This is a genomic window from Microcoleus sp. AT8-A3, assembly GCF_036705675.1.
Classification (GTDB): domain Bacteria; phylum Cyanobacteriota; class Cyanobacteriia; order Cyanobacteriales; family Microcoleaceae; genus Microcoleus.
The window spans coordinates 1-23,609 of sequence record NZ_JAUBVD010000034.1; the positions used below are offsets into that span (position 1 = coordinate 1).

The 23,609-nt window shown below is 44.8% G+C and carries 15 protein-coding genes; 8 read left to right on the top strand and 7 right to left on the bottom strand.

Features of this window, described 5'->3' with window-relative positions; genetic code table 11:
• Window positions 1-478: 478 nt before the first annotated feature.
• The 6 genes from QUB51_RS19210 to QUB51_RS19235 all read right to left on the bottom strand — a co-directional run bounded on the left by QUB51_RS19210 (window position 479) and on the right by QUB51_RS19235 (window position 10,250).
• Complete coding sequence (locus QUB51_RS19210) at window positions 479-3,988, bottom strand: Eco57I restriction-modification methylase domain-containing protein (protein WP_333260336.1); 3,510 nt, start codon at window positions 3,986-3,988, stop codon at window positions 479-481.
• Window positions 3,989-4,507: 519 nt separating this feature from the next.
• Complete coding sequence (locus tag QUB51_RS19215; protein WP_333260332.1) at window positions 4,508-7,933, bottom strand: helicase-related protein; 3,426 nt, start codon at window positions 7,931-7,933, stop codon at window positions 4,508-4,510.
• Window positions 7,934-8,091: 158 nt separating this feature from the next.
• Window positions 8,092-8,841 carry a Uma2 family endonuclease gene (locus QUB51_RS19220; RefSeq protein WP_333233704.1) on the bottom strand — a complete coding sequence of 250 codons (750 nt, stop codon included), beginning with the start codon at window positions 8,839-8,841 and terminating at the stop codon, window positions 8,092-8,094.
• 175 nt (window positions 8,842-9,016) lie between these two features.
• Complete coding sequence (vapC, locus tag QUB51_RS19225) at window positions 9,017-9,427, bottom strand: type II toxin-antitoxin system tRNA(fMet)-specific endonuclease VapC (RefSeq protein WP_333056661.1); 411 nt, start codon at window positions 9,425-9,427, stop codon at window positions 9,017-9,019.
• The gene (locus QUB51_RS19230) at window positions 9,424-9,678 is read right to left on the bottom strand and encodes a hypothetical protein (protein ID WP_333056660.1); all 255 of its coding nucleotides are present in this window, start codon (window positions 9,676-9,678) and stop codon (window positions 9,424-9,426) included. The genes vapC and QUB51_RS19230 overlap by 4 nt, the downstream gene beginning before the upstream one ends.
• A 431-nt stretch (window positions 9,679-10,109) precedes the next feature.
• The gene (locus QUB51_RS19235; protein WP_333056659.1) at window positions 10,110-10,250 is read right to left on the bottom strand and encodes a hypothetical protein; all 141 of its coding nucleotides are present in this window, start codon (window positions 10,248-10,250) and stop codon (window positions 10,110-10,112) included.
• Between the two features lie 55 nt (window positions 10,251-10,305).
• Here QUB51_RS19235 and dnaK point away from each other — a divergent pair, with 55 nt between their 5' ends.
• The 7 genes from dnaK (at window position 10,306) to QUB51_RS19270 (ending at window position 17,865) form a co-directional block, all read left to right on the top strand.
• On the top strand, window positions 10,306-12,414 hold the full coding sequence (gene dnaK, locus QUB51_RS19240; protein WP_333056658.1) for a molecular chaperone DnaK: 2,109 nt from the start codon (window positions 10,306-10,308) through the stop codon (window positions 12,412-12,414).
• A gap of 124 nt (window positions 12,415-12,538) precedes the next feature.
• Entirely contained in the window at window positions 12,539-13,699 is a 1,161-nt protein-coding gene (locus QUB51_RS19245) for a J domain-containing protein (RefSeq protein ID WP_333233703.1), read from the top strand.
• Window positions 13,700-14,083: 384 nt separating this feature from the next.
• Window positions 14,084-16,519, top strand: coding sequence for a dynamin-like GTPase family protein (locus QUB51_RS19250; protein ID WP_333208206.1), 2,436 nt, complete (start codon window positions 14,084-14,086; stop codon window positions 16,517-16,519).
• An 85-nt stretch (window positions 16,520-16,604) separates the two neighbouring features.
• Complete coding sequence (locus tag QUB51_RS19255) at window positions 16,605-16,808, top strand: hypothetical protein (protein WP_333208205.1); 204 nt, start codon at window positions 16,605-16,607, stop codon at window positions 16,806-16,808.
• Entirely contained in the window at window positions 16,789-17,157 is a 369-nt protein-coding gene (locus QUB51_RS19260; RefSeq protein ID WP_333260329.1) for a type II toxin-antitoxin system PemK/MazF family toxin, read from the top strand. The genes QUB51_RS19255 and QUB51_RS19260 overlap by 20 nt, the downstream gene beginning before the upstream one ends.
• 28 nt (window positions 17,158-17,185) lie before the next feature.
• Entirely contained in the window at window positions 17,186-17,623 is a 438-nt protein-coding gene (locus QUB51_RS19265; RefSeq protein WP_333260326.1) for a KGK domain-containing protein, read from the top strand.
• Entirely contained in the window at window positions 17,620-17,865 is a 246-nt protein-coding gene (locus tag QUB51_RS19270) for an HNH endonuclease (protein WP_015179287.1), read from the top strand. The genes QUB51_RS19265 and QUB51_RS19270 overlap by 4 nt, the downstream gene beginning before the upstream one ends.
• 187 nt (window positions 17,866-18,052) lie before the next feature.
• On the opposite strand, the gene QUB51_RS19275 is transcribed toward QUB51_RS19270, so the two are convergent.
• On the bottom strand, window positions 18,053-21,865 hold the full coding sequence (locus tag QUB51_RS19275; protein WP_333260323.1) for a glycoside hydrolase family 2 TIM barrel-domain containing protein: 3,813 nt from the start codon (window positions 21,863-21,865) through the stop codon (window positions 18,053-18,055).
• A gap of 433 nt (window positions 21,866-22,298) precedes the next feature.
• On the opposite strand from QUB51_RS19275, the gene iscB reads away from it, so the two are divergent.
• Window positions 22,299-23,573, top strand: coding sequence for an RNA-guided endonuclease IscB (gene iscB, locus QUB51_RS19280; protein WP_333260319.1), 1,275 nt, complete (start codon window positions 22,299-22,301; stop codon window positions 23,571-23,573).
• Window positions 23,574-23,609 lie beyond the last annotated feature (36 nt).

Below are 23,609 nucleotides of genomic sequence, written 5' to 3' on the forward strand. Positions count from 1 at the left end.
GAGGACTTTCGCTATAAGCCCCGTGGAATTCATTCCCTGGCGGACTGCCGGGTAAGCGAGAAGACTGGCGGAGGAAAAGAGGACACCGCACCGTGCCCATAGGTGTCAACCAACACGTTAAACCGACAGTCCGACAGTCCTCCCGCCTACCCGACAGTCCGGCAAGGGTTGAAACCCCTGCCTCAAAGCAAAAGTCCTCTGAAAGAGGACTAATGAGTTCTTCAGTCCTCTTTCAGAGGACTTTCGCTATAAGCCCCGTGGAATTCATTCCCTGGCGGACTGCCGGGTAAGCGAGAAGACTGGCGGAGGAAAAGAGGACACCGCACCGTGCTCTTTCCCTACCGCAAAATCCTCAATTTTCATGCACGAAATATGTAACTACCCCCCCTATTATTTGTAGGGAAACGGCACTGCAGTCTCCTCTACTTTCCCCTGCAAACGTGGGATCTACTTCCTGTCCCCACCTTATTAAGGGGGGTTAGGGGGGATCTCCGGGTGATGCCGCAAAGGTGCGATAGGCCGCTAATGCTGCTTGTTTCACGGCTTCGGGGACAATCGGAAAAGTAGTCAAAATATACGCAAATTCGGCTTCCGTTAATCCGTAAAGGTGGGCGATGATGCCGTCTAATTCGGCTCGCAATTGAGCGCGTTCTGTTTCATCGGTAACGCCTTCTCGGTGCGAGTTTAAGCCGACTTCTTGGGCTAATTCGTCAAATTCTGGGGCGGTGCAGATTAGTTTGGCGGCGCGCTGTACGATGTCGGTGAAGTATTTGTCACCTGATGTTAATCGCGGTACAGGTGTCTGGTAAATATAAAACATATTGATATTGGCAGAAACCATTTGGCGAATGTAAAAATCTAGCACCAAAGAATTAAGTAGCGCTTGACATAAAATAGTTTCATTATTTGATATTTTATCCATCCCTGATGAAACTAACATTGAATTTCCACAAACTACTTTTTGGGGAATAGCACTTACAATAATTGTTCTACTGTCAGTATTACGAGCTATGGCTCTCAATCCCAAACGGTAACACTGATAATCCAATTGTTGACTATTATCTACGCCATTCCTTCCCAATAAAGCTTTTCTCGCTTCCGCTTCATCCACCCAATACCTCGGTTCAGCGTAGAGATGAGTAAACTGATGAATCATCTTACCTTCATAAAGTGGCAGTCTCCCTTTCCCTGGTTCTTGCTTGAATAAATGACTGTCATTAGTCATGTCAAATTCACGAGTTAACCGCAGATTCCATTTCCCCTCAATCTGTTCGCCCAGTAAAGGGAATTGCAGCATTTTCTCAGCAATCCGAATATCCCCCTCATTTTTAAACTCCATCACCGACAGAGAGTCAGGAGATAACTTCCGCACTAATTGAATACTAATTTGCAAGCTATCAGCACTAGGAAACCTTTGCAGCTCATCCACATCAACACGCATAAAAGCTGACGGAAACTCAGTTGTTATCCCATCCTTCTCAAAAGTAAGAACAACTATTTTGAAACTCTTATGAACTCCTTCAAAAATTGTTTTCCGATTTTCTAAACAAAATAACCCCGTGACTTTGGTTTGACTAAATAACATCTCCCGCAGTTGCTTAGTACCCAAGTCAGTGTAAATTCCGCTAGGAATCACAATCCCGCACTCGCCACCGCTGCGTAAGAGATTCAAACATTGCTCTACAAAAAGTTTATAGAGGTTAATATCCGTACCTGCTTTTTTACCATTGACAATCGAAATCTGATTTTTGTACTGTTCCGCTGAACGATAATAAGCACTGATATGAGGAAAATTGCTCTGATATTCCAACCAAGCATTAGAAACATCAATATCTTGCAGGAGTTTCTTTTGCTCTTTCTCGAAACTCTTAATATCCATCTTCTTTTTCGTCACCAAATTGCTATAACTAGCAAAAAACTCCTTAGCATCTGGCTTAAAAATTTCCCAAGGCGGATTAGTAATAATCGCATCAAAACCGCCCCGTTGATGCAAAATCTCATCAAACTCATAGCCCCAGTGAAAAGGCTTCAAAGCTTCAATATCAGCGAGAGTCAGGGGACGCTTAATCGGCTTACCGCTAATCTGTGCTTGTTCAAACTTAATTTTTAACTGCTTGAAATCTTCCAACAAAATCTTATTAATATTTTCGATAGCCGGCGCTTTCTTTTCGGCAATTTCATCTCGTAAACTCTGCAAGTTTTGGCTATAGGTAGTCGCATGACGGTAAATAGAAATCAGACGGTTTTTCTCCTCCAATACTTGTCTGTATGTCTTGTGAAACAAATTTAACTGAGTTCCACTTCCTTCATATTCTGCGTCATCCACCCGAAGTAATCCAATTAAGGAATTGCCCGCCATGATGTTAAAATCAATATTCGGCAACGGTTCCAAGTCGTTGACATTCTGCGCCGCCGAAACTAAGGCTAAAAACAGTCGCAATTTGGCAATTTCCACTGCTTCCGGCATGATATCCACGCCGTAGAGGTTGTCGCTAATAATCCGTTTCTTGATATAGTAGTTAAGTGATGAATGCTCTTTTTCGATGTCTTTTAAGTAGTCATTGAGGTAACGATCGTTTAAAAACTTGCTTGTACCTATGACTGTTGAATAGATGTAAATCAGGGTTTTCATCGCTGCAACTAAAAACGCGCCGGAACCGCAGGCTGGGTCTAATAATGTTAGGTTTGGGAGGATTTCTATTAGCAGGCTGCGGCAGAGATTGGCGTCGAGATTGGTGAGGAGTTCGGTGATTGTTTCAAAGTGGGGAGAAGAACCCCCCCGGCCCCCCTTGCTAAGGGGGGAGAAAGAGTTGGATGCGTTGTCTTGTTGATGAAGAGATCCCCCCCGGCCCCCCTTAGTAAGGGGGGAGAAAGAGTTGGAGGAAGAGAGATTATTAACTCTATCGAGAATTAGTTTGTTGATTGTGCGATCGCACAAATATTCAGTAATCTCCGGCCTGGTATAATAAGCACCAAAGGCTTTTTGGTTAATGTATTTCTCAAAGATGTATCCCAAAACCGCCGGATTAATTTCGTTTTCCTTCCCGCCCACTGTATCGTCAAGATTCCAAGAATAGGCTGCAAATAAATTAAATATTTTCTCAAAAGCAGCATCGGGTATGGCGATATTCGGATAATTTTGTTCGATGGGATGTTCGAGAAACAGTCCCCCATTCAAATATTTAACATCGCCGATTAATTCTTTAACGCCTTCCTCCCGCAAATCGAGAGGTTTAGCAAATCCCTCAAAAAACAGTGTTTTCAAGAATTCTGAGTAAAATAAATCCGTTCCCCGCTGCTTGCTTTCGGCTAACTTTTCTTGCAAATACAGCATTTTGCCGCTGTCGATAAATCCTTTGCGCTGCAAAAAATAAACAAACATCAAACGGTTGAGTAAAACCGAAGTATACCAGCGCCTATCTGTTTCTTTGTCAATGCCGCGAATCACACTTAAAAATTCAACGTGTTGCTGTTTAAACTCTTCAAAAAACTTTTTAGTTACTCGTTCGACATCCAAGCCAGCCTGCAATCTTTGGGCGACATCAATCACCGAAAGCGTTTCTAATTCTTCTAAATCAACCTTTAAAGCTGTGACTTTACTCAGTAGCAAATCGCAAGGTTCCCGTTTCACGTATACATGATCGCGGGGATAAAGCTTTGTACCTTCGCGCTTTACCCAATACCAGAGACATTTGGTGCGATTTTTGTCAATAAAAATCAACAGATTTTCGGCGGAAATTTGGACGATTTCGCGATAAATCGTCAGTCTTTGGGCGCTGTTGGGGATATTTCCGCTATCGGCGATAATTTCATATACAACTACTCCGTTAAGTTGGGCGATGGCTTTTCGGGAATAAGTCTCGCCTTCTATTTCTAAAGATACGGTTTTGTGGGAAGATGGATTATCCCAACCGAGTTTTTGGACGAATAATTTGTTGAATTCAAAGTCTTGGAGAAGTTCGCGGGATTCTTTAAGTGTTTGTGGCATGGTTATATATGAAGGAATAAGGGAGAACTCTAGTAGGGACACGGCATCGTGCCCAAGGCGTGTCAACTTAACGTTAAACCGAGAGTCAGATAGTCCGACAGTCCGACAGTCCGACAGTCCGACAGTCCGACAGTCCGACAGGGGTTGAAACCCCTGTCTCAAAGCGAAAGTCCTCTTAAGAGGACTGAGAAGAAAATTTTTCAATTCATCAGTCGTCTTTAGACGACTTTCGCTATTAGACAGGGAATTCATTCCCTGGCGGACTAGCTGGATGGTGAGAGGAATGGCGGACTGACAGCTTTCTCCTGAAACAAGCCTAAAGAACAAATAATCATCGGTTCCCGTTTGTCTTCGTCTTCATTGGTGTCAACTTAAGGCTAAACCCGCAGTCCGACAGGGGTTGAAACCCCTGTCTCAAAGCGAAAGTCCTCTTAAGAGGACTGAGAAGAAAAATTTTCAATTCATGAGTCGTCTTTAGACGACTTTCGCTATTAGACAGGGAATTCATTCCCTGGCGGACTAGCTGGATGGTGAGAGGAATGGCGGACTGACAGCTTTCTCCTGAAACAAGCCTAAAGAACAAATAATCATCGGTTCCCGTTTGTCTTCGTCTTCATTGACTATACACAAACGGTCATCCATCCGCAAACCCACGACTAATTCAGCTAATTGTCGATCGCCAATCCCGCTTTTTAACTGCCGATTTAACGTGTCAATTGCCGACTGGCGCAGGGGATAGCGGTAAATTTCATCGATTGCTTTTGACAATTCATCGGATGCAAATATTGTACCATTCATTTCCTTAAAGTAACTCTTCAAACGTTCGTATGTTCGGAACCGGGCCCCGGAAGGCCTGCCCAATTGTCCGCCCGCAGTTAACTCTTCTTCTGCTATCAACTCTGCACCTTTTGTGACTAATTCGTGATGCTGTTTGTCTCTGGGAATTGCTGGTGTCGCTTCCTCGCAGGCTGCAATTCTGAGGATGCCGAGTTGCGATTGACTAACGCTATTGCCATCGCGATCGACCCAAATTAATGAATCATTTCCCTCGGCGGTTTTCATGTACAATAAAACTCCTTCTGGTTGCAAGGGTGCGGGAGTATGATTGCGAGTTGAATAAACTACATTTGGCATTGACTCAATGGTTTTTTTCAAAATTGGGTTGTTGTCCGTGGCATTTTTCCAAATTTGAAAAGCTTCGGATGTTAAGTCAACTTCGGCATCTTCTTCGCCATCTAAAATTCCTGATTTTTCATTGTAAATATCGAGAATGACTTGAGGTGAGTCATCCTCAAAAAATGTTTCATCAGTTCCCACAACTTCGGCATTTTCTTGCAAGCGTCGGCGCAGTCTTTCGCGCAGATTGATAATGCGATCGACTCCTTCGTCTGGCAAAAACGAATAGCACAAAATGCGATCGGCTTTTTGACCGATTCTGTCCACTCTTCCCGCCCGCTGAATTAACCGAATAATTGCCCAAGGTAAGTCATAATTAACGATAATCGCACTGTCTTGTAAGTTGTGACCTTCACTCAGGATATCGGTGGCAATTAAGATTCGCAATTCTCGTTCTGGGGAGATTTTGTCACGCTTACCGTTGCTAGTCGGACTAAACCGAAATGTGAGTTCTGTGGGGTCTTTTGATTTACCTGTCACCGATGCAGCGCCCGCAATATTTAGCTTAGCTAAATTATCAGTTATATAGCGGACTGTATCGGCAAACTGAGTAAAAATTAATACTTTCTCATGGGGGTGAGTTTCTGTGAGCAATTTCACCAAAGCAGCTAACTTTTCATCGGGTTGAGAATGCCATTTACCGCAAGTTTGCAAGACTTCTATCAGACAGCGGGCATCTTCTAGCAAATCCCGTCTTAACTTCTTGGTATCAAAAAAGTCTGATTTGAGCCATTTAAACCTGCGTTGATAGCGCGTTTTATATTCTTGATAAACTACTTCTGCCCGCTGTTTAAAACTCTTTTCGCTTAACAGCAATTCTGCTTCAATATCTAAATTTTCGCCCGCATCATCTTCGATTTCTTCGCTTTCAAAACTGCTAACCACCACTGAATCAGCATCTTCATCGCTGTTGCGGGTATCCAACAATTCTGCATCCTGGGTGCCGATCGGAATATCGGAGTTTTGGTCGATCGCATATAAGTAGATAAAATTCCGCAGGATGTGGCGCTCGATCGACTGAATAAAGGCACTACCGCTGCTTTCTAGCCGTTTAAACAGGTTTGTCCGCGAAAATCCCATTAATCGGCGACCCCCACGGAATAAGGCATTTAACTGCCGCTGTTCTGCTTCAGTCGGCTGTTGTTTGGGTTTTTTGGCGATGTAATTTCCCAGCCCGTAACGCGGCAGATTTAGGGCATTGATGACTTCGACAATTTCCTCAAAGTCAAGCTGGGAGTTAGCTGCGGAGGTTTCCGAGGAAAACTTAATGGTTTTGGGAAGGCGATCGGGAAAATACGATCGCGTGCGATCTACAAATTCTAAATATTTGCGCTTCTTCTCTGCGTCAGTTTCCGCATAATTTTCTTTGATAAACGAGCGAGTGCGCCTCACCATGTAGTGCTTCATCAAATCTCGCCAATCATCAGGATGTTCGCTTTTTTCAAAAGCAGCCAAAGAGCGCACGGAACATTGATGCCGCTTAATAAATTCTAACTCTCCTTGACTGCCTCCGCCCAATTGATTGAGCAAAGCTTCGGGCCGCAATCCTAAATTTTGGTCTTCAGGAATAAACAGCCGCAACTGAGAAGATAAATCTAAATAGGTTTTGTTGTAGGGAGTTGCTGAAAGCAAAATACATTTACTTTCGTTGATTGCAATATATTCTTGAATCGCTCGATATCGCTTGCCTTCGCGGTTTCTGAGGTTGTGACTTTCATCAATTAACACAACTCGATAGCGGCGCAATTCTGGCAATTCTTGCTGTACCAGACTGATGGATAAGACTTTTGCCAGCAGGCGATATTTGTCTGCATACTCTTGCCACATTTTTACCAAGTTTTTGGGACAAATAATCAGGGTGTCAAAGAAACAGTCTTCTTGTAAAATTTTGGCGATCGCAGTTCCGACTAAAGTTTTACCCAACCCTACAACGTCGCCAATAATCACGCCTCCCCGTCTGGTAATGTGACGGGCGGCTAACTTAACGGCTTCTTCTTGAAATTTAAATAAACCCTTAAAATCGCGGGGAATCTGAAACTCAGCAATACCTGCGATCGCCTCGCGGGACAAATGATAGACTATGTTGAGATAGATGTGATAAGGTGGAATTAGTTCGGATCTCGCCCAACTGCGATCGATAATTTCTGCAAGTTCTTTAGAAATATCAACACAGCCGTATTCTTCCCAGCGATCGTCAAACCATTTTTGCAACTTATTACAAGCATCTGAATCTAAAATATCAATATTCAATTCCCCTTGTTTTGACAATCCCGATAAAGTCAGATTGCTGCTGCCCAAAAAACCGACGATCGGAGTGTTGGGATCGTGACGGTGAACGAGATAAAGCTTAGCGTGTAGGTGATAAGCTAAGAATAATTTAACAACAACTTTTCCAGTTTTAATCTGATAGCTTAACCTGCGTAATCCCTGCTCATCAATATCACTGGGAGCCCCTATCGTCAACTGGTGGCGGAATTCCTCAGCCATCCGTTTTTTGAGACGAATAATGGCATTATTGTCAATCCCCCCGTGATGGGAAATCAGGCTAAAACTAGCATTCAATTCATCGGCCGGCAAACTTTGCATTCCCACCAAAAGGCGACAGCAGGCTCCTTGGTTTCCCACATAAGCTTCGATTAAATCGCCAATTCTCCGCCATCCCCGAAGATTGAAATAGCCCACACAAAAATCTGCCCGATAGGAGAGTTTAATGGTGTCTCGCAATGCTGGTAGCAGCCGCAGTTCAATGTTGTCAAAAATGCGTGGCACTTGGTTTCCTCTGTGATGATTATTAGATCCCCGACTTCTTTAGGACTTACGAAAAAAACCCGGTTTCTTCCAAAAATTGTCGATTATTTCTACAAATATTCACGCAGAAACCGGGTTTTTTGCCCCCGCGCCCTTCCCAAATTGAGATGCACTCCAATTCACAATTCCGGTTCAATTCCAGCCGATCGCAATTGAGCGCGCAATTGCTCTAATTGGTCTTCGGCGCGATCGGCTCTTTCAGCCCCGGTTAACAACAGATTCCCTTGACTATCCCACCAGCGCAGCCAAGGTAACTCAACATTTTGATACCTTCCTTGCCAAATTCCCAATTCCACTCCTAACGGTGCGATCGGATAATGACCGCGATCGTTTGCAGCAACTAATTGATACCTATCTTCGATCAGGTGATAGACTTCAACGCTAGCCTTAGTTACTTCATAAATTCCGTAAAATGCCGGATGGATGACATTTTCATAAATCCAGAATTTACCCGGCTTAGTTTCCTGTTGACCAGATCGCAATAAAGGCGTTCTGTCCCGTTCTTCCGCACCATTCCCCGATACAAACTCTAACACAATTAACGGTGCTACAAATTCTTGCCACATCACATAAGAACGGCGCAATTGACCGTCAATAGTTGGCGGGACATTAGGCACATAAAACCAGTCTGGCGCTTCTGCACCCTTTTCTAACGGGTCAGTTAATCGCCAGTAAATGCCGCTATCTTGACCGATACAATAGTTACCGTCAGCGTGGATTCTCTGCAAAACGGGAGTAATTGAATCTGTTAACAGAATGCTTTGGGGATGTTCTTGAAAGTTTTTCACAAAAGTGCCGTCGGATTCTGGTAGTTGAGTATGATCCGGCCAGCCTGTGGGATTGTTTTCTACATCTAAGGTGAATTTCATAGTTTTATTGCGATTGCAGGCATTGTTGGAGCGAGATTGTGATTGTAGGCGAACTCGATACATCTAATACCAAATTCATAAAATAGCGCTACATATCTACCCCCCCCAACCCCCCCCTTATTAAGGGGGGGAGTAAAACTTTCTATGTAGCATAACTTTATGAAATTGGTATAACTCAGACCTCTATCTCCCAATCTTCCAGACGCAAACCCTCAACACGGCTGAACTCGCGGGTATTGTGAGTTACAAGAATTAGGTTGTTGGCGAGAGCAATAGAGGCAATCAAAAGGTCATTAGGGCCGATAGGTGTCCCAGATGCAGCTAATTGAGTGCGAATTTGACCGTAAATTAGGGCAGACTGGTCATCAAAAGGCAAACTTACAAACTCATTGAAAAAACGTTCTAGTCTAGCTAGATTGCTATCTTGACGAGAACTTTTAAAAGCACCCCAGTAAAGTTCTGCTTTAACTACAGAGCATATTGCTACATCACCTGACCGAATCATTGCTAGTCGGCGAGATACCGATGAGTTGCGGTCTGGATTTAACAAACGGATGCAAGTATTGGTGTCTAAAAGATAAATCACAGCAATTCTTCCCGGATTTCATATTCCAACTGATCGGGACGAACAAGCGGTTCTCCCTCCCAACTTCCTATTACCGTTTCAAAAAAACCGGGCGACCAGCCTAAATCTTCCGGTGTTTTAGCTTCAGTTGCCGGTGTTATGCGCTGGAAAACTACAATAACTTCTAAATCTGTATCTTTTATCCCAACCGGGACTTGCAAATGCAACATCCCGTCTGATCCGACGCGCGATCGTACTTTAATACTTTGCATAACTCTTGCCTCCTTAAGTTTGTAGTGAAATTCAATCTTGTCAGGAATTACTCATCTATGCCCAAGAAACCGGGTTTTTTACCGAATCTGTGGGTGAGTGCGAAAGATTTTCGTAAAAAAACCCGGTTTCTGACCACCCGTGCGTAATTCCTACTTGTAATAACCTCAATCTTCATCCCACTTATCTTTAACTTCTTTGCCTTTTATCTTGAGAAACTCAACTGACTGCAATACTTCTAATCCGGTCATTCAGGCTACCTCTATGTTAATGATAGCTATAACTTTTGCTCTCCATTCTAACTGATATCTTGCACCATTCTCAATTAGCTATTTATGAACAGGCTTTCCGGCCTGTTCCACAAGAACATTGAATTTTTGTGGAACAGGCCGGAAAGCCTGTTCTTGAGAATGGTGCAAGATATGAGTTCTAATCAATTTGCTCCTCGGTTGCTGCGCCAAACCGTATGGAAAAAAGGTCGATCGCACCCAGCCAACCCCAGCAACCTGAACCGCAGGTGAGGCAATCCCCCCGCAGCCCCCGCTTCTCGACGCGGTACAATAAATGCAATCATACTTAACGCTTATATTGAAAAAGTTACACACAACGCCACAGGAGACAACTGACGCATGGGTAAAGTAGTTGGCATTGACCTCGGAACAACAAACTCAGTAGTAGCCGTCATGGAAGGCGGCAAACCGGTTGTGATTGCCAATGCAGAAGGGATGCGGACAACTCCCTCGGTAGTCGCTTTCACAAAGGAAGGAGAACGCCTGGTGGGACAGATGGCCAGACGCCAGACTGTTCTCAATCCGCAAAACACCTTTTACGCCGTCAAGCGGTACATCGGACGCAAATATACCGAACTGACTCCAGAATCAAAGCGCGTCCCTTACACAACTCGCCGCGACGAAAACGGGAACATCAAAATCAAGTGTCCCCGCCTGAAAAAAGATTTTGCCCCAGAGGAAATTTCGGCGATGGTTTTGCGGAAACTGGCCGATGAAGCCAGCCGCTATCTGGGACAAGAGGTGACGGGGGCTGTAATTACTGTTCCCGCTTATTTCAACGACTCGCAGCGACAGGCGACGCGGGATGCTGGACGAATTGCCGGACTTGAAGTCAAACGGATTTTAAATGAGCCGACAGCGGCTTCTTTAGCTTACGGTTTGGAGAGGCGAGAAAGTCAAACTATTTTAGTGTTTGATTTGGGCGGCGGTACTTTTGATGTCTCTATCTTAGACGTGGGAGACGGAGTATTTGAAGTTAAAGCAACTAGCGGCGATACTCAATTAGGTGGCAATGATTTTGACTCCAAAATTGTTGATTGGTTGGCAGAACAATTCTTAGAAAAAGAAGGCATCGATCTGCGGAAAAATCGCCAAGCTTTGCAGCGCTTGATCGAAGCGGCAGAAAAAGCCAAGATTGAGCTGTCGGGAGTCGGTGTCACCGAGATTAATTTGCCGTTTATCGATGCGAACGAAGACGGGCCTTTGCATCTGGAAACGCGACTAACTCGTGGTCAATTTGAGGGGCTGTGCACAGATTTGGTGCAGCGGCTACGGCGTCCAGTCAAACAAGCTTTGGCTGATGCAAGTTTGAGTCCTTCTCGCATTGATGAAGTTGTGCTAGTCGGCGGTTCGACTCGCATTCCTTTGGTGCAGGAAGTTGTTCGCAACTTGATTGATAAAGAGCCGAATCAAAATGTCAATCCCGATGAAGTTGTGGCGGTGGGTGCGGCAATTCAGGCGGGTATTTTGGGTGGCGATGTCCGCGATGTGCTGCTGTTGGATGTGACGCCGCTGTCGCTGGGTTTGGAAACGATCGGCGGGGTGATGAAAAAACTGATTCCGAGGAATACTACTATTCCCGTCAGGCGATCGGACATTTTTTCGACTGCTGAAAACAACCAAACTGTGGTAGAAATTCACGTCATCCAAGGGGAACGGGAATTAGGCAGAGATAATAAGTCTTTGGGACGGTTTAAACTAACTGGAATTCCGCCGGCACCGCGAGGGATTCCGCAGGTGCAAGTAGCTTTTGATATTGATGCTAACGGGATGCTGTTGGTGACTGCTTTGGACAAAACTACCGGCAGGGAACAAAGCATTACTGTGCAAGGTGCTTCGACGCTGAGTCAGCAGGAAGTGAATCAAATGATTCGCGATGCGGAACAGTTTGCTCAAGCTGATAAGTTGCAGCGGGAAAGGGTAGAAAAACGCAATCGCGCTGAAGCTTTAGCTTATCAAGCCGAGCGGCAGTTGCGGGAAGTTGCGCTCGATCGCGGAATGCAGTTTGCTCAAAGAAGCCGCCAGCGAATTGAAACTTTAATTCGGGAATTGCGAGACAGTTTGGAACGCAATGATGAGCGGGGAGTTGACCAAGTTGGTTCGGATTTGCAGGATGCTCTTTACGATTTGAGCCGGGAAGTTTCGGCGTTTGCGATGGATGACGATGATGATGATTTCTTTGAGTCTGTGAAGCGGACTTTTACGGGCGACGGTACGAAGCGGCGCAGCGATGATAGCAGCTATTATACCAATGCTAAACCGTACAGGCGATCGACTGTCGATCCAATTCCCGATCGCCCCTACGATCGTATGGGCGATCGTATGGGCGATCGAATGGGCGATCGAATGGGCGATCGTATGGGCGATCGTAGAAGCAGTGCTAATCGCCCCACTCGCCCTTATCAAAATCAAAGCGACGATTGGGATGATGACGACGATTGGCTCTAATTAGTGGTTAGTCATTAGTCCCTAGTCATTAGTCCCTAGTTTGAAGCAGGGAAGGAGGATGACTAATGACTAATGACTAATAATTAATAACTCATGACTAATAACTAATGACTAATGACTAACTATGCAGAATTTTCGCAATTACTATCTAATTTTGGGAGTGCCCAAAGATGCCACGGCTGATGAGATAAAAAAAGCCTATCGACGGCTAGCCAGACAGTTGCACCCTGACGTAAATCCAGGGGATCAATCTGCTGAAGATAAGTTTAAGGATATTAATGAAGCTTATGATATTCTTTCCGATATCGAGAAGCGCGCTCAATACGATCAGTTTAGTAAATTCTGGAAACAAAAGGGATTTCAAGGAAAGCAAGGGGTGCGACTTCCCAATTTCAAAACTTGGGGAAACACTAAAACTACCCGGAAAAAACCGACCGAAGATGTCGATTTTAGTGATTACTCGGATTTTAATAAATTTCTCGATCAAGTGCTCGGAAGACGCCGGGAAGTGAGGATGGCGACAGCGAATGATACACAGGGAGTAGCCTCCTCTGAACCGTGGAATACGGCTTCTAAGAAAACGAGTTATGTGGCTAATTCTCGCCCACCTAGAAGGGATTTTGACGATCGCGAAATGCGACGGGAAACAGTCGATCGCGAAATGCGACGAGAAACAGTCGATCGCGAAATGCGACGAGAAACAGTCGATCGCGAAACCAGAAGGGATGTGGACGATCGCGAAATGCGACGAGAAACAGTCGATCGCGAAACGAGAAGGGACATTGAGGCCAGGCTAACTCTGCCTTTGGAAAGGGCTTATTCGGGCGGTACCGAGCGAATTCGTCTGGAAGATGGGCGAGCGATCGAGGTGACTCTGCCTCCTGCTATGGTATCAGGCCAGCGGATTCGCTTGCGAAATCAAGGTATGGGCGGCGGAGATTTATATTTGAAAATCACGGTTTCTCCCCATCCATTTTTTCGCTTGGAAATGTCGGATATTTGCTGCGAATTGCCACTGACTCCCAGCGAAGCGGTGTTGGGAGGAGATATTGAAGTACCGACGCTGGACGGCTTGGTAAAGATGAAATTGCCACCGGGAGTAACCTCTGGAAAGCGGTTGCGGCTGGCTAACAAAGGCTATCCAACAGGAAATGGCGATCGGGGCGATCAGTTGGTAGAAATTCAGGTGTTAATTCCCAAAGAAATTAGTGAAGAGGAACGAGAATTGTACGAGAAGTTGCGACAGGTTGAGTCTTTTAAACCGCGTCAGGATTTATCGGTTTAATATAGAGTACGCAATGCGCCAGTTTAATTTTGTAGGGGCGCAATAATGCGCGCCTTACTACTAATCGTGTACGAAAAATTAGGAGATGCTTGGCTAAATTTTACGGACATATCAGATTTAGCCACTTGGCTGTAAATAGACGATATCAAATGCGTGGGTATAGCAATTATTCATCTCTCTCTTGTCTTCCTCTGTGGCCTCTGCGGCCTCTGCGGTTTAATAATTCCGAAACAACCGTAAACGATAGGATTTGTCGCCAGAATAGCAGATCGCACTTTCAGCCATCCTGGATCGCATAAGTAAAATTACTGTTGTGATTATTCCTGAACTAGCAGAGAATTAACAATAAGGTAATTTTCCCAAAATCAGGAGCAGTCTGCCGCCATGACTCAAATGCCCCCTCAATGCAACAATCTGCAAGAGCAAGTTGACTCCTTACTGCAACTGCTGCGTCAGGAATCTTCTTTGCGACAACAAGATATCACGGCGGTACAAGCTTCTCTGAAAAAGGCAATTTCTCCTGAGTTTGAAATTGTGTTTGCTGGCGCTTTCAGTGCGGGAAAATCCATGCTAATTAATGCTTTGCTGGAGCGAGAATTGCTCTACAGTGCTGAAGGACACGCGACAGGTACGGAATGTTATATCGCCTTTGCTGAGCCGGAAAAAGAGCGCGTTGTTCTCACTTTTTTGAGCGAGTTTGAGATTAGCCAGCAAGCTTCTGTGCTGTGCCATCAGTTAGGTTTAGCTACTGAACTTAATATTAATCAAACAGATGTAGTGTCGCTGTTGTCTCAGGGATGTAACATAATTATTGAAACGGAAGGCGGCGAAAATAAATCCGAGTTAGCCAAAAAAGCTAAGGCTTTGATGCTGCTGTTAGAAGGTTTTGAGGCAAATCGCGATCGCATCCAAACTCTCGAAAACGCTACCTACTCGATGGAACAGTTTAACTTTTCCAATCTCAAGGAAGCTGCTAGTTATGCCCGTCGCGGTAGTAACAGTGCTGTACTCAAGCGAGTTGAATATTACTGTTATCATCCGCTGCTGCAAGATGGCAATATTATTATCGATACGCCGGGAATTGATGCACCCGTGCAACGGGATGCAGAATTGACTTATGATAAGATTGAAAGCCCCGATACTTCGGCGGTTGTCTGCGTTTTGAAAGCAGCTTCGTCTGGGGAAATGACGACGGAAGAAACCGAGTTGATGGAAAAAACACGGGGAAATCCGGGAATTCGCGATCGACTGTTTTACATTTTCAACCGCATTGACGAAACTTGGTACAACACGCAACTGCGGCAGCGCTTAGAAAATCTGATTAATTCCGACTTTCGCGATACTGCGAGAGTTTATAAAACTAGCGGATTGTTGGGGTTTTACGGGAGTTTGATTCGAGGGACAACAGGGCGCGATCGCTTTGGTTTAAATACAATCTTTGCCACCAGTAAAGGGCGAGTTTTTGGAGATGATAAATTAGATTCAGATTTTTTTAGTAATAGTGAAGAGACTCCGCAATTTGTTAGTGAATTTAATCGCTACTGTGCGAATTCCGGCAAGCTATCTCCGAGCAAATTTCGGATTTCAGTTAACAGCTACGAAACACCAAATGAAAACTACGTGCGGATTCTTGCAGAGCAAGGACAACCATTAATTACTCAATTAATTCAAGATAGCGGCATCGAAGATTTTCGCACAGCCATCACCCGTTACCTCACAGAAGAAAAACGCCCGCAACTGTTCAAAAATCTCGCTGACGACTTAGAAGATTTGTGCATTCAACTGCGGAAACATTACCAAACAATTCAGCGGAATTTGGACAGCCAGCCCCGTGAAATTGAAGCAATGAAAGCACAGGAACTTTTGCGACTAAATCAAGAGTTGCAGCAAGTCGGACAGGATTTTCGGGAACATATCGCCGAAGAAGTCAATGAAATGATTATGAACAGATGCGATATTTTCGATATAGACTTTCGGCAACTGCAATCTCGGATGATCCGGCGCTTGGATGAATTGTTAGACGGATTTTCTGTTGAGGCGGCTTACGGACGTACTTTACGGAATCATCCCCGCAATGCTACAGCACCTTTAATTGCTGTTTTAGTTGAAGCACTTTATTATTTAGCGAATCAGTTGGAAGATATTTTAGTAGAGGCTACTAAATCACTGGTTGATAATTATTTCCAGTATTTGAAAGATAGCGTTCGCAAGTCAGAATACTATCGATTACTTTATCGGTTGTTGGGGAATGATGGGGGAATTGAACAGCAGTTAGAGGAGTTATCAAAGCGGGTTTCTGATGCTTTGGTAAATGCGGCGGGCGTTGAGTGCGATCGCTACGTGCGAGAAAGTCCCCGTTTTTACGACGAAGGCACATTTTCAATTTATCAATTCCGGGAAACATTGCAGCAAACTTCTCAAGGTTTCGACTGCGAAAATATGGTAGATGCCCAACCGGCAATTCGGCAATTATTGCGGCTAGATTTTGAGCCAAAAGTATCTAGAACTATTCGGCAAACTTTCCGCCAAACTGTCAACCAAACCCTGAAAGAGCATTTGTTGCCGCTGGCCCAAAAGCAAGCTGATGATATTTTGCAGAAATACAGTCAAGCCCGCGATTATTTGGAGCAAACTTTGGCACAGGAGGCGGAGGAAAAGATTGCTGGGAATCTGCGGCGGCAAGCTGAGAATGAGCAAAAGATTCAAGAGTACGATCGGGCTGTTTCTGGGATTAATAGTTGTTTGCAGGCGATGAAGTTGCACGAGCATTTGTTGCCTGTAATTGGACAAAATGATAGTGTTTCGGTGGATGGTGAATGATTGAAATCCGGGTGACTAATATTCACCTGGTTTCTTTTTTGTGTTTATTGTGCTATAATAGCCAACAAAGAGCGATTTTAATCCTATGAACATTCGCCAAAAACTTCTAACAATAATCGAGCAACTTCCAGAGGATAAGTTAGCAACACTTCTGAACCTAGCCCTCTTCTTGAAAAGTGGAAAAGAACCTATTCAGCCGATGCTTGTATCCCAAGCTTATCAAGAGTGGCTGAGTGCGGAAAATGACATTTATGACGAAATATTTGCCGATGAACTTACGACGCGGTGATGTAGTGTTGGCTCAAGTGCCGATGCCTTCTACTCAGCTAACACAGTTTAAACTGCGTCCGGCTGTGATAATTTCGGCAGATAATCTCAACCCAATTCTTGACGATGTGATGGTTGTACCTTGTACTTCTAAGACAACTCGCCCTTTGACTACCACTCAATATTTGATAACAGGAGATGAAATTGTATTAGCTGGTATTAGAGTTGAGTCGGTAGTTAGGTGCGAATCTATTTTTACTCTCAACAAGTCAATGATTACCCGGAAACTGGGTTCCCTTTCAAATGATGCCATAAACTACGTTGATCGCTGTTTGATGGTAGCTTTGGAATTAGAAAGAGTAGTAGATTAAATAGGACTAAAGCGAGGGGGGCAAGAATATGGAAGATAAATTTGATTTGCACAACTGCGGTAATGACGATGCTTTATCTTTTGGTAACGCAATGCTTAAAGTAGGAAAATTGAAGGAAACAGTAAATAACGTTTTGCCTGAAAATGATTTAGGATACGCACTCCATCAGTTGTTAAGCCAACAGAAGCTAAATATTGATGTAGGTGTAACTGATAAAAGAGGTTTTTTATATGGGAAGTGGTTTGGTCAAGGTATAGATTGTGAAATTCTGAGAGTTGGTGCTCAGGGCTGGAAGAAAGGAAAGATTAAGGTCAAACTCAATGTCACTATAGAGTTTTGCCCAGACGAACCCGAAGCCGACCAAACACCAGAAAAGAACGAATCAGAAACTCCCAAACCAGAATCACCCCTTGATGATTTGCGCCGCCAACTACTAAACCCTGAAAATCAACCGAACAATTCATGAGCAAAACCCCTAGAATCCCCATTCCCCCAGAAGTCAGAAAATATGTATTTACTCGCAATAAATACCAGTGCCAAAGCTGCGGCCAAACCAAACTAGAAACCCAACTCACGATCGATCATATCATCCCCCTAGCGCGCGGCGGCAGCAACGACATCAGCAACTTGCAAACCCTCTGCGGCACCTGCAACCAAAAGAAAACAGACAAACTAGACCCCCGCTTCCGCCGTCACTTTGACCTTTGATATTTAACAGTATTAGGACTTATGAACCGGACTCCAGAAACCGGGTTTTTTTACGAAAATACTTCGTTGCAAACCACAGATTTAGTAAAAAACCCGGTTTCTTCGATCGAAATGCGTCCCGGACTAAATTATTCATCTCTCTCTTCTCTTCCTCTGCGTCCTCTGTGCCCTCTGCGGTTAAAAAATCCTACCATCGATAATACCGATAAGGATCATCCCCCTTCTCAAAATCCGTTCTGTAATCCCAGTGATAAAACTCCAGACTCGAACCGTTAAACACAGATTCATCCGCCTTAAAACTAGCCCCTAAATTAGCCAAAATCTGAGCATTTGCCCTCGTTTGCCGCCAGCGAGTAAAACGCAAATAAGTCTTAGTATCAGCATTCAAACTGTCGGGTTCAATCTGAGAAAAAATCGCCACACCCTTGCCAACTTTTACCCGACTTAACAAACCGTCAGCACCGACTTCTCCCCCAGACTTAATCAACCAAGTATCATAAAAAGAGCGCGATCGCAAATCTGAAGCACTAACCCCCTTCACCTCATCCCAACTCGGAACCGCCAGCGAACCCCCAAAATCCTGCGCTTGCTGCAAACCCACGCCCAAACCCGCCACAGGCACTTGACGCGGCAAGAAAAACGCCTTCCCGCCAGCATTCAAATAAGCGCGTAAATCTGCATCTTTCAGATTCGCTTCTCTCCCCACAATCACCAAACCAACATCATTAGAAAGCGAACTAGCGCGCTGATAAATTACCCCCAAACTGTCCAACTTTTGGGCATCTCCATCTCCCCCTATTAAAACCACTTTATCCGGCTTTCCAAGTACCGGAGAATTCATGCCGTAACTCACAATTTGTTGCACTAACTGCGCCGCCACAGCATCTACAGAATAATGGTCTTCCAAATCCAACTCGTTTAAAATCAGCCGCCCTTTTCCGTAATCCAATTCCATCAGCGGCGAATAAGCTAAATCAAACTCAGATTCCAAAATTGGGCGCCAACCGCTGCGGTGCGGTTTCTCAATTGAAGCGCTGCTGACACCGCCACGATTTCCCCAACGCCAGCCGTACCAAGGTTTATTTGCCGGACTCAAATTAGGGCCAGTTTGGATCGTATCTGGATAAGCTTCAAGCAACGTGCTTTCCCCCACCCAATCCCGCAAATCTTCACTGTCTAAACCGCTAATTGCGGGATGGTTGCTGTCAACTGGATAAGCGCGGCGGCTGACGTGGGCAGCAACCCGGAAACCTGTATTTTCCAGCCAGTCCCTGCGCTGGGGAAACACAATTACTTTGCCGCCGTTTTGGACAAAATTTTCTAAACTTCCCGGCAAATTTTGCCCGCTAGAAAATGCTTCCCTACCGATAATTAATAACGATGAAACTTGCGAACCATTCCACGGTACAAGCTGATAACCTAATTGTTTTAACATGGCCGATGTTTTGCCCGCTGGGTCGAAAATTGTCACCGCATCTTTGATGTTGGATTGTTTGGGAAAAACGCGGAAAGCAAATGTATCAGAATGCGATCGATCGCCCACTCGCGCAGTCAAGCGAATTTCGCCGTCAGCCTTGCTAGAAATGGTATTTGGCAATTTTACGTCAATTGGGAAAAACAGCGTTCCTGCCTGCTCAATCGTCCCTTTTTGCTCGCCTTTTTTAACTTCTTCCCCCCCCACCAAAACCCGCCAATTAAACGCAAATTCTTGCGCCGTCCGCGTATCGTTAATTAACACTACTTGCTTAGCCAGTTTTCCGCCCACAAACAAATTGTGATCTTTCGCAGTAAAAACCGGGCTAGCACCAGCAATCCAAGCCAAAGTCGAGCTATTATTATTCATAATTGCCTCGCCCCCAGGATGAACAGTGAAAGCTTCGGGCTGGTAATAATTCAAAAGATTATTCGATACTTGCTTCAAATAAACTCCCCGGCGACCAGGTTTAAATGCCCCAATATCCACCTTTTTTCTGCCAGCTTCGGAAAGTTCCCAACCATGTCCGTCATTCCAAGGAATCATCCCCCCAGACATTCCAAAAGTCCGCCAACTCCGCCAAGTATTTGTACTGAATAACTGCTGCAACTTTTGAAAAGCGGGTGCAAAATCCAACTCTTTTTTAATATGCCAGTTTTGATACTCCTGACCATTGATAAACTGCTCGCGAATTTTAGATTTATAAGCGGCAGTTTCCAACTCGTAAGCCTGCTTGCCAAAATAAATTGCCGCAAACTCAGTCATCCAAGGTTCGCTGACAATTGCCTGACCAAAACCTTTGCGGGCCCGCATCATCGTTGCGTGCAGAGGAGTCCCAAACTCGACTGCCATGTAGGGCCTTTCCCCGGTTTTGCTCCACTCAGAAATCCACTCTTCTCGTTCTTGCAAGGGAATCAGATTTAAATAAGAATTCAGCGCATAAACATCGCCGAAGTGTGCGCCTTGGTGTACCATCACAGGTCTGGTTCGGTCGGCAGATTTAATCGTCGCTAAAGCGTCATTTCCTAGGGGAGTGTTGACCCGCAAACGCTGGTTTTCCGAGGGACTGAGAGTTCCTTCTACTTTGCTTTTGCCGATGCGACGGGGATTTAAATCGTCAGCGTTGCCGAAAAAATTAGGACTTGTCGCCCACATTAATACTGATGGATGATTGCGGTAGCGGCGCATTTCAATCACCATTCGGTCTTTCCAGCGGTTTTTCCACAGGGGGTTCTTCCACTTGCCGTTCCAAGCGATAGGACTAATGTCTAAAGCGGGAGCCATAATGGGAAAACCTTTGAGGTCTGCTCTTTCGGAAAATAACTCTCGGAAGTGCCATCTACCCCGTTCGTCGTGATTCCAAGGCCACATTTCTGTTATGTTAAAACCTGCTTTTACGTAGCCATCAATTAGGCTATCAGCAACTTCTACTGTGCCGCCTTGCCAAGTATCGGAGTGCAAGTTTGGTCGCAGCCGAAATTCAGTTCCGTTTAAGAAAAATTTGCGCCCTTCTATCCAAAATTCGCGGAAGCCAAAAGGTTGGTCGTATTGCGTGTCAATGCCGCGGCCTTTTACTTCTAATTGTAGGGTGTAAAGGTTTGGTTGCCCGACATCCCAAAGACGGGGATTTGGCCAATTCCACTGAACTTGGACGGTTTGAATAGGTTTAGCTTGAACCTTGGCCGTGCCAGTAAATTTTTGTTCTATTTTGCCTTTTTCGTCCAGCATTTGCGCTATTATTTCTACTTGACCGCTTTGGGCAACGTCTTTGAGTTCAATATCTAATTTAACTTGCTTTTTTCGGGTGGAAGTTTGGACGAATACGTCCCTAATTAACGGGCCTGGGGGAAGGCTCAGAAGCCTTACCTCGCCGATGATTCCCCGCGATTCCAATTTGGATTTTTCTGTGTAGATTTCTGTGGGGCCCATGATGACGGCTTTTTCCTTTTCATCGGATACTGCCACGACTAAAATAGATAGGGTGTTTTGACCTGGTTTTGCTGCTTTGGTAATTTCAATAGTGCCGTAGGGCCAGGGGATTTGACCGCAGTTAATGCCGTTGGCAAAGATGACTGCATCGGTGCTGACTCTGGCTAAGTCGAGAAAAATTCGGCGGTTTGTCCAGTCGCCGGGAATGTCTATTTTTCTCTGATACCAAGCTTTTGATAGTTGTTTACTGTTGAAGTTTTCCCAATCTTTGCCGCTGCCGCGAGTGATGATTCCAGGTACGGATTGGTTGTTTTCTTTTTGCCAGTCTCCGGGTACTTGGATGGATCCCCAATTTGGCGAGACGGGGGGGTTTTGGGGGTTGCCAACTGCGGGGACAAATTGCCAAGTTCCGTTGAGATAGATTTGGGATCGTTTGTTGTCGATCGCCCCGACGGCCGCGGTGGTAAGATTGGGGAAGCCGATCGACATCGGTGAGCTGCTGGCGAAGTTGGGATTTTGAAGCGCGTAACCGACGAATCCAAAGAGGGTGGCGGCTGCGAAAAATAATCCGATAATTTTGGCCAGCTTGTGATTCACTCGCTTATTGCTCCCAGAAATTAGATAATCTAATTTGTCTCTGGATCTATGATAGCAGTTGCTTCAGCAGCAATCCCGCAGCCAATCTGTCTCTGGGAAGATGGCACAGAGCCGACAAATGTGGTTTTGTATAGAAAAAATAAATACTTAGTTTTAACTAAGTTTTAACAAGGTTGTTTCATCGACATAAGCAATAGTGCTATCGGCTAAACACTAAACAACACTGGACAAGCCGTGCATTTGGTGAGAGATAGCCAGTCTCAGCAAATAGCTACGTTACTCCGGTCAAGACACCAAAAAGTGCTTTCCAGCTTTTTGCTCTGTCGTTCAACTTTAAACATCTGTATTTAGCTAAGGAAGTGAGTTGAGCCAAACAAGCCGGAGTAACTTTGACGAGGAAAAAATTACCTGAGCAATCAGAGTTTTAAATAAGATGTCCAACTTTGTCTTTGTTATTGACACCAACAAACGCCCCCTTAATCCTGTTCATCCAGGGTTAGCTCGTTTACTTCTTACCCAAAGAAAAGCTGCCGTTTTTCGTCACTTTCCTTTTACGATCATCTTAAAAACTGTATCAGCAGAAATAACTCAGCCTATCCAGTTAAAAATAGACCCGGGATCTAAAACTACTGGCCTAGCATTACTCTCGAATGATGCGGTTATCTGGGGTGCTGAATTAACCCATCGTGGGCAAGCGATCAAAGATTCATTGGAATCCCGCAGAGCCATTCGTCGTAATCGGCGGCATCGTAAAACTCGTTATCGTCAACCACGATTTCTCAATAGAACCCGTAAAAAAGGCTGGTTAGCTCCGACGCTAGATCATCGAGTGAAAACTACTCTAACTTGGGTGAATAGGCTCATAAAGTGGGCGCCTATTACGGGTATTTCTCAGGAGTTAGTACGGTTTGATACGCAAGCTTTGATGAACCCGGAAATCAGTGGTACAGAGTATCAAAGAGGCGAGTTAGCAGGGTTTGAAGTCAAGGAATATTTGTTAGCAAAATGGGGAAGGAAATGCGCTTACTGTGGAGTAGAAAATACTCGGTTAGAAATTGAGCATATTTTGGCGTCGAGCAAAGGGGGGACAAATCGGGTTAGCAACCTTACCTTGGCTTGCCATGATTGCAACCAGAAAAAAGGAAATGACCCAATTGAGAAATTCCTAAGTAAGAAACCTGATGTTCTCAGGCGGATTTTAGCCGCTTCAAAATTACCATTAAAAGATGCTGCTGCGGTTAACTCTACCCGATGGTCATTGTATCAAAGGCTTAAAGAAACTGGATTGCCAGTCTCCCTTGGGACTGGTGGCCGAACCAAATTCAATCGCGTCAAATTAGGTGTTCAAAAGCGTCACTACTTAGACGCTGCTTGTGTTGGCGTGGTGGAAAAGTTGTCGATAAAAATTACCAAGCCCTTACTGATAACTGCAAAAGGATGGGGAACTCGCCGAATGTGCACGACTAACAAATATGGGTTTCCAATCAGACATCGTACTAGACAAAAAGCTTTTTTTGGCTTTCAAACTGGCGATATAATTCGTGCTATTTTGCCTACTGGGAAATTTGCCGGAACTCATGTTGGGCGCTTAAGTGTTCGCGCAACGGGGGTGTTTGAAATGGTTACACAGGTGGGCAAGGTTAGCCCAGTTAGGGCTAAATATTGCCTTGCGGTTCATAGAGTCGATGGATACAGTTATGCCGCATAATCCACTTTTGTCCACTGAATAAGCGATTAGATTTGA

Bases quoted from the DNA above. Each gene is read 5' to 3' on its own strand.
- iscB (WP_333260319.1), top strand. From the start codon at position 22,299: ATGTCCAACTTTGTCTTTGTTATTGACACCAACAAACGCCCCCTTAAT.
- dnaK (WP_333056658.1), top strand. From the start codon at position 10,306: ATGGGTAAAGTAGTTGGCATTGACCTCGGAACAACAAACTCAGTAGTA.
- QUB51_RS19270 (WP_015179287.1), top strand. From the start codon at position 17,620: ATGAGCAAAACCCCTAGAATCCCCATTCCCCCAGAAGTCAGAAAATAT.
- QUB51_RS19245 (WP_333233703.1), top strand. From the start codon at position 12,539: ATGCAGAATTTTCGCAATTACTATCTAATTTTGGGAGTGCCCAAAGAT.
- QUB51_RS19250 (WP_333208206.1), top strand. From the start codon at position 14,084: ATGACTCAAATGCCCCCTCAATGCAACAATCTGCAAGAGCAAGTTGAC.
- QUB51_RS19265 (WP_333260326.1), top strand. From the start codon at position 17,186: ATGGAAGATAAATTTGATTTGCACAACTGCGGTAATGACGATGCTTTA.
- QUB51_RS19260 (WP_333260329.1), top strand. From the start codon at position 16,789: ATGAACTTACGACGCGGTGATGTAGTGTTGGCTCAAGTGCCGATGCCT.
- QUB51_RS19235 (WP_333056659.1), bottom strand. From the start codon at position 10,250: ATGATTGCATTTATTGTACCGCGTCGAGAAGCGGGGGCTGCGGGGGGA.
- QUB51_RS19230 (WP_333056660.1), bottom strand. From the start codon at position 9,678: ATGCAAAGTATTAAAGTACGATCGCGCGTCGGATCAGACGGGATGTTG.
- QUB51_RS19255 (WP_333208205.1), top strand. From the start codon at position 16,605: ATGAACATTCGCCAAAAACTTCTAACAATAATCGAGCAACTTCCAGAG.
- QUB51_RS19210 (WP_333260336.1), bottom strand. From the start codon at position 3,988: ATGCCACAAACACTTAAAGAATCCCGCGAACTTCTCCAAGACTTTGAA.
- QUB51_RS19220 (WP_333233704.1), bottom strand. From the start codon at position 8,841: ATGAAATTCACCTTAGATGTAGAAAACAATCCCACAGGCTGGCCGGAT.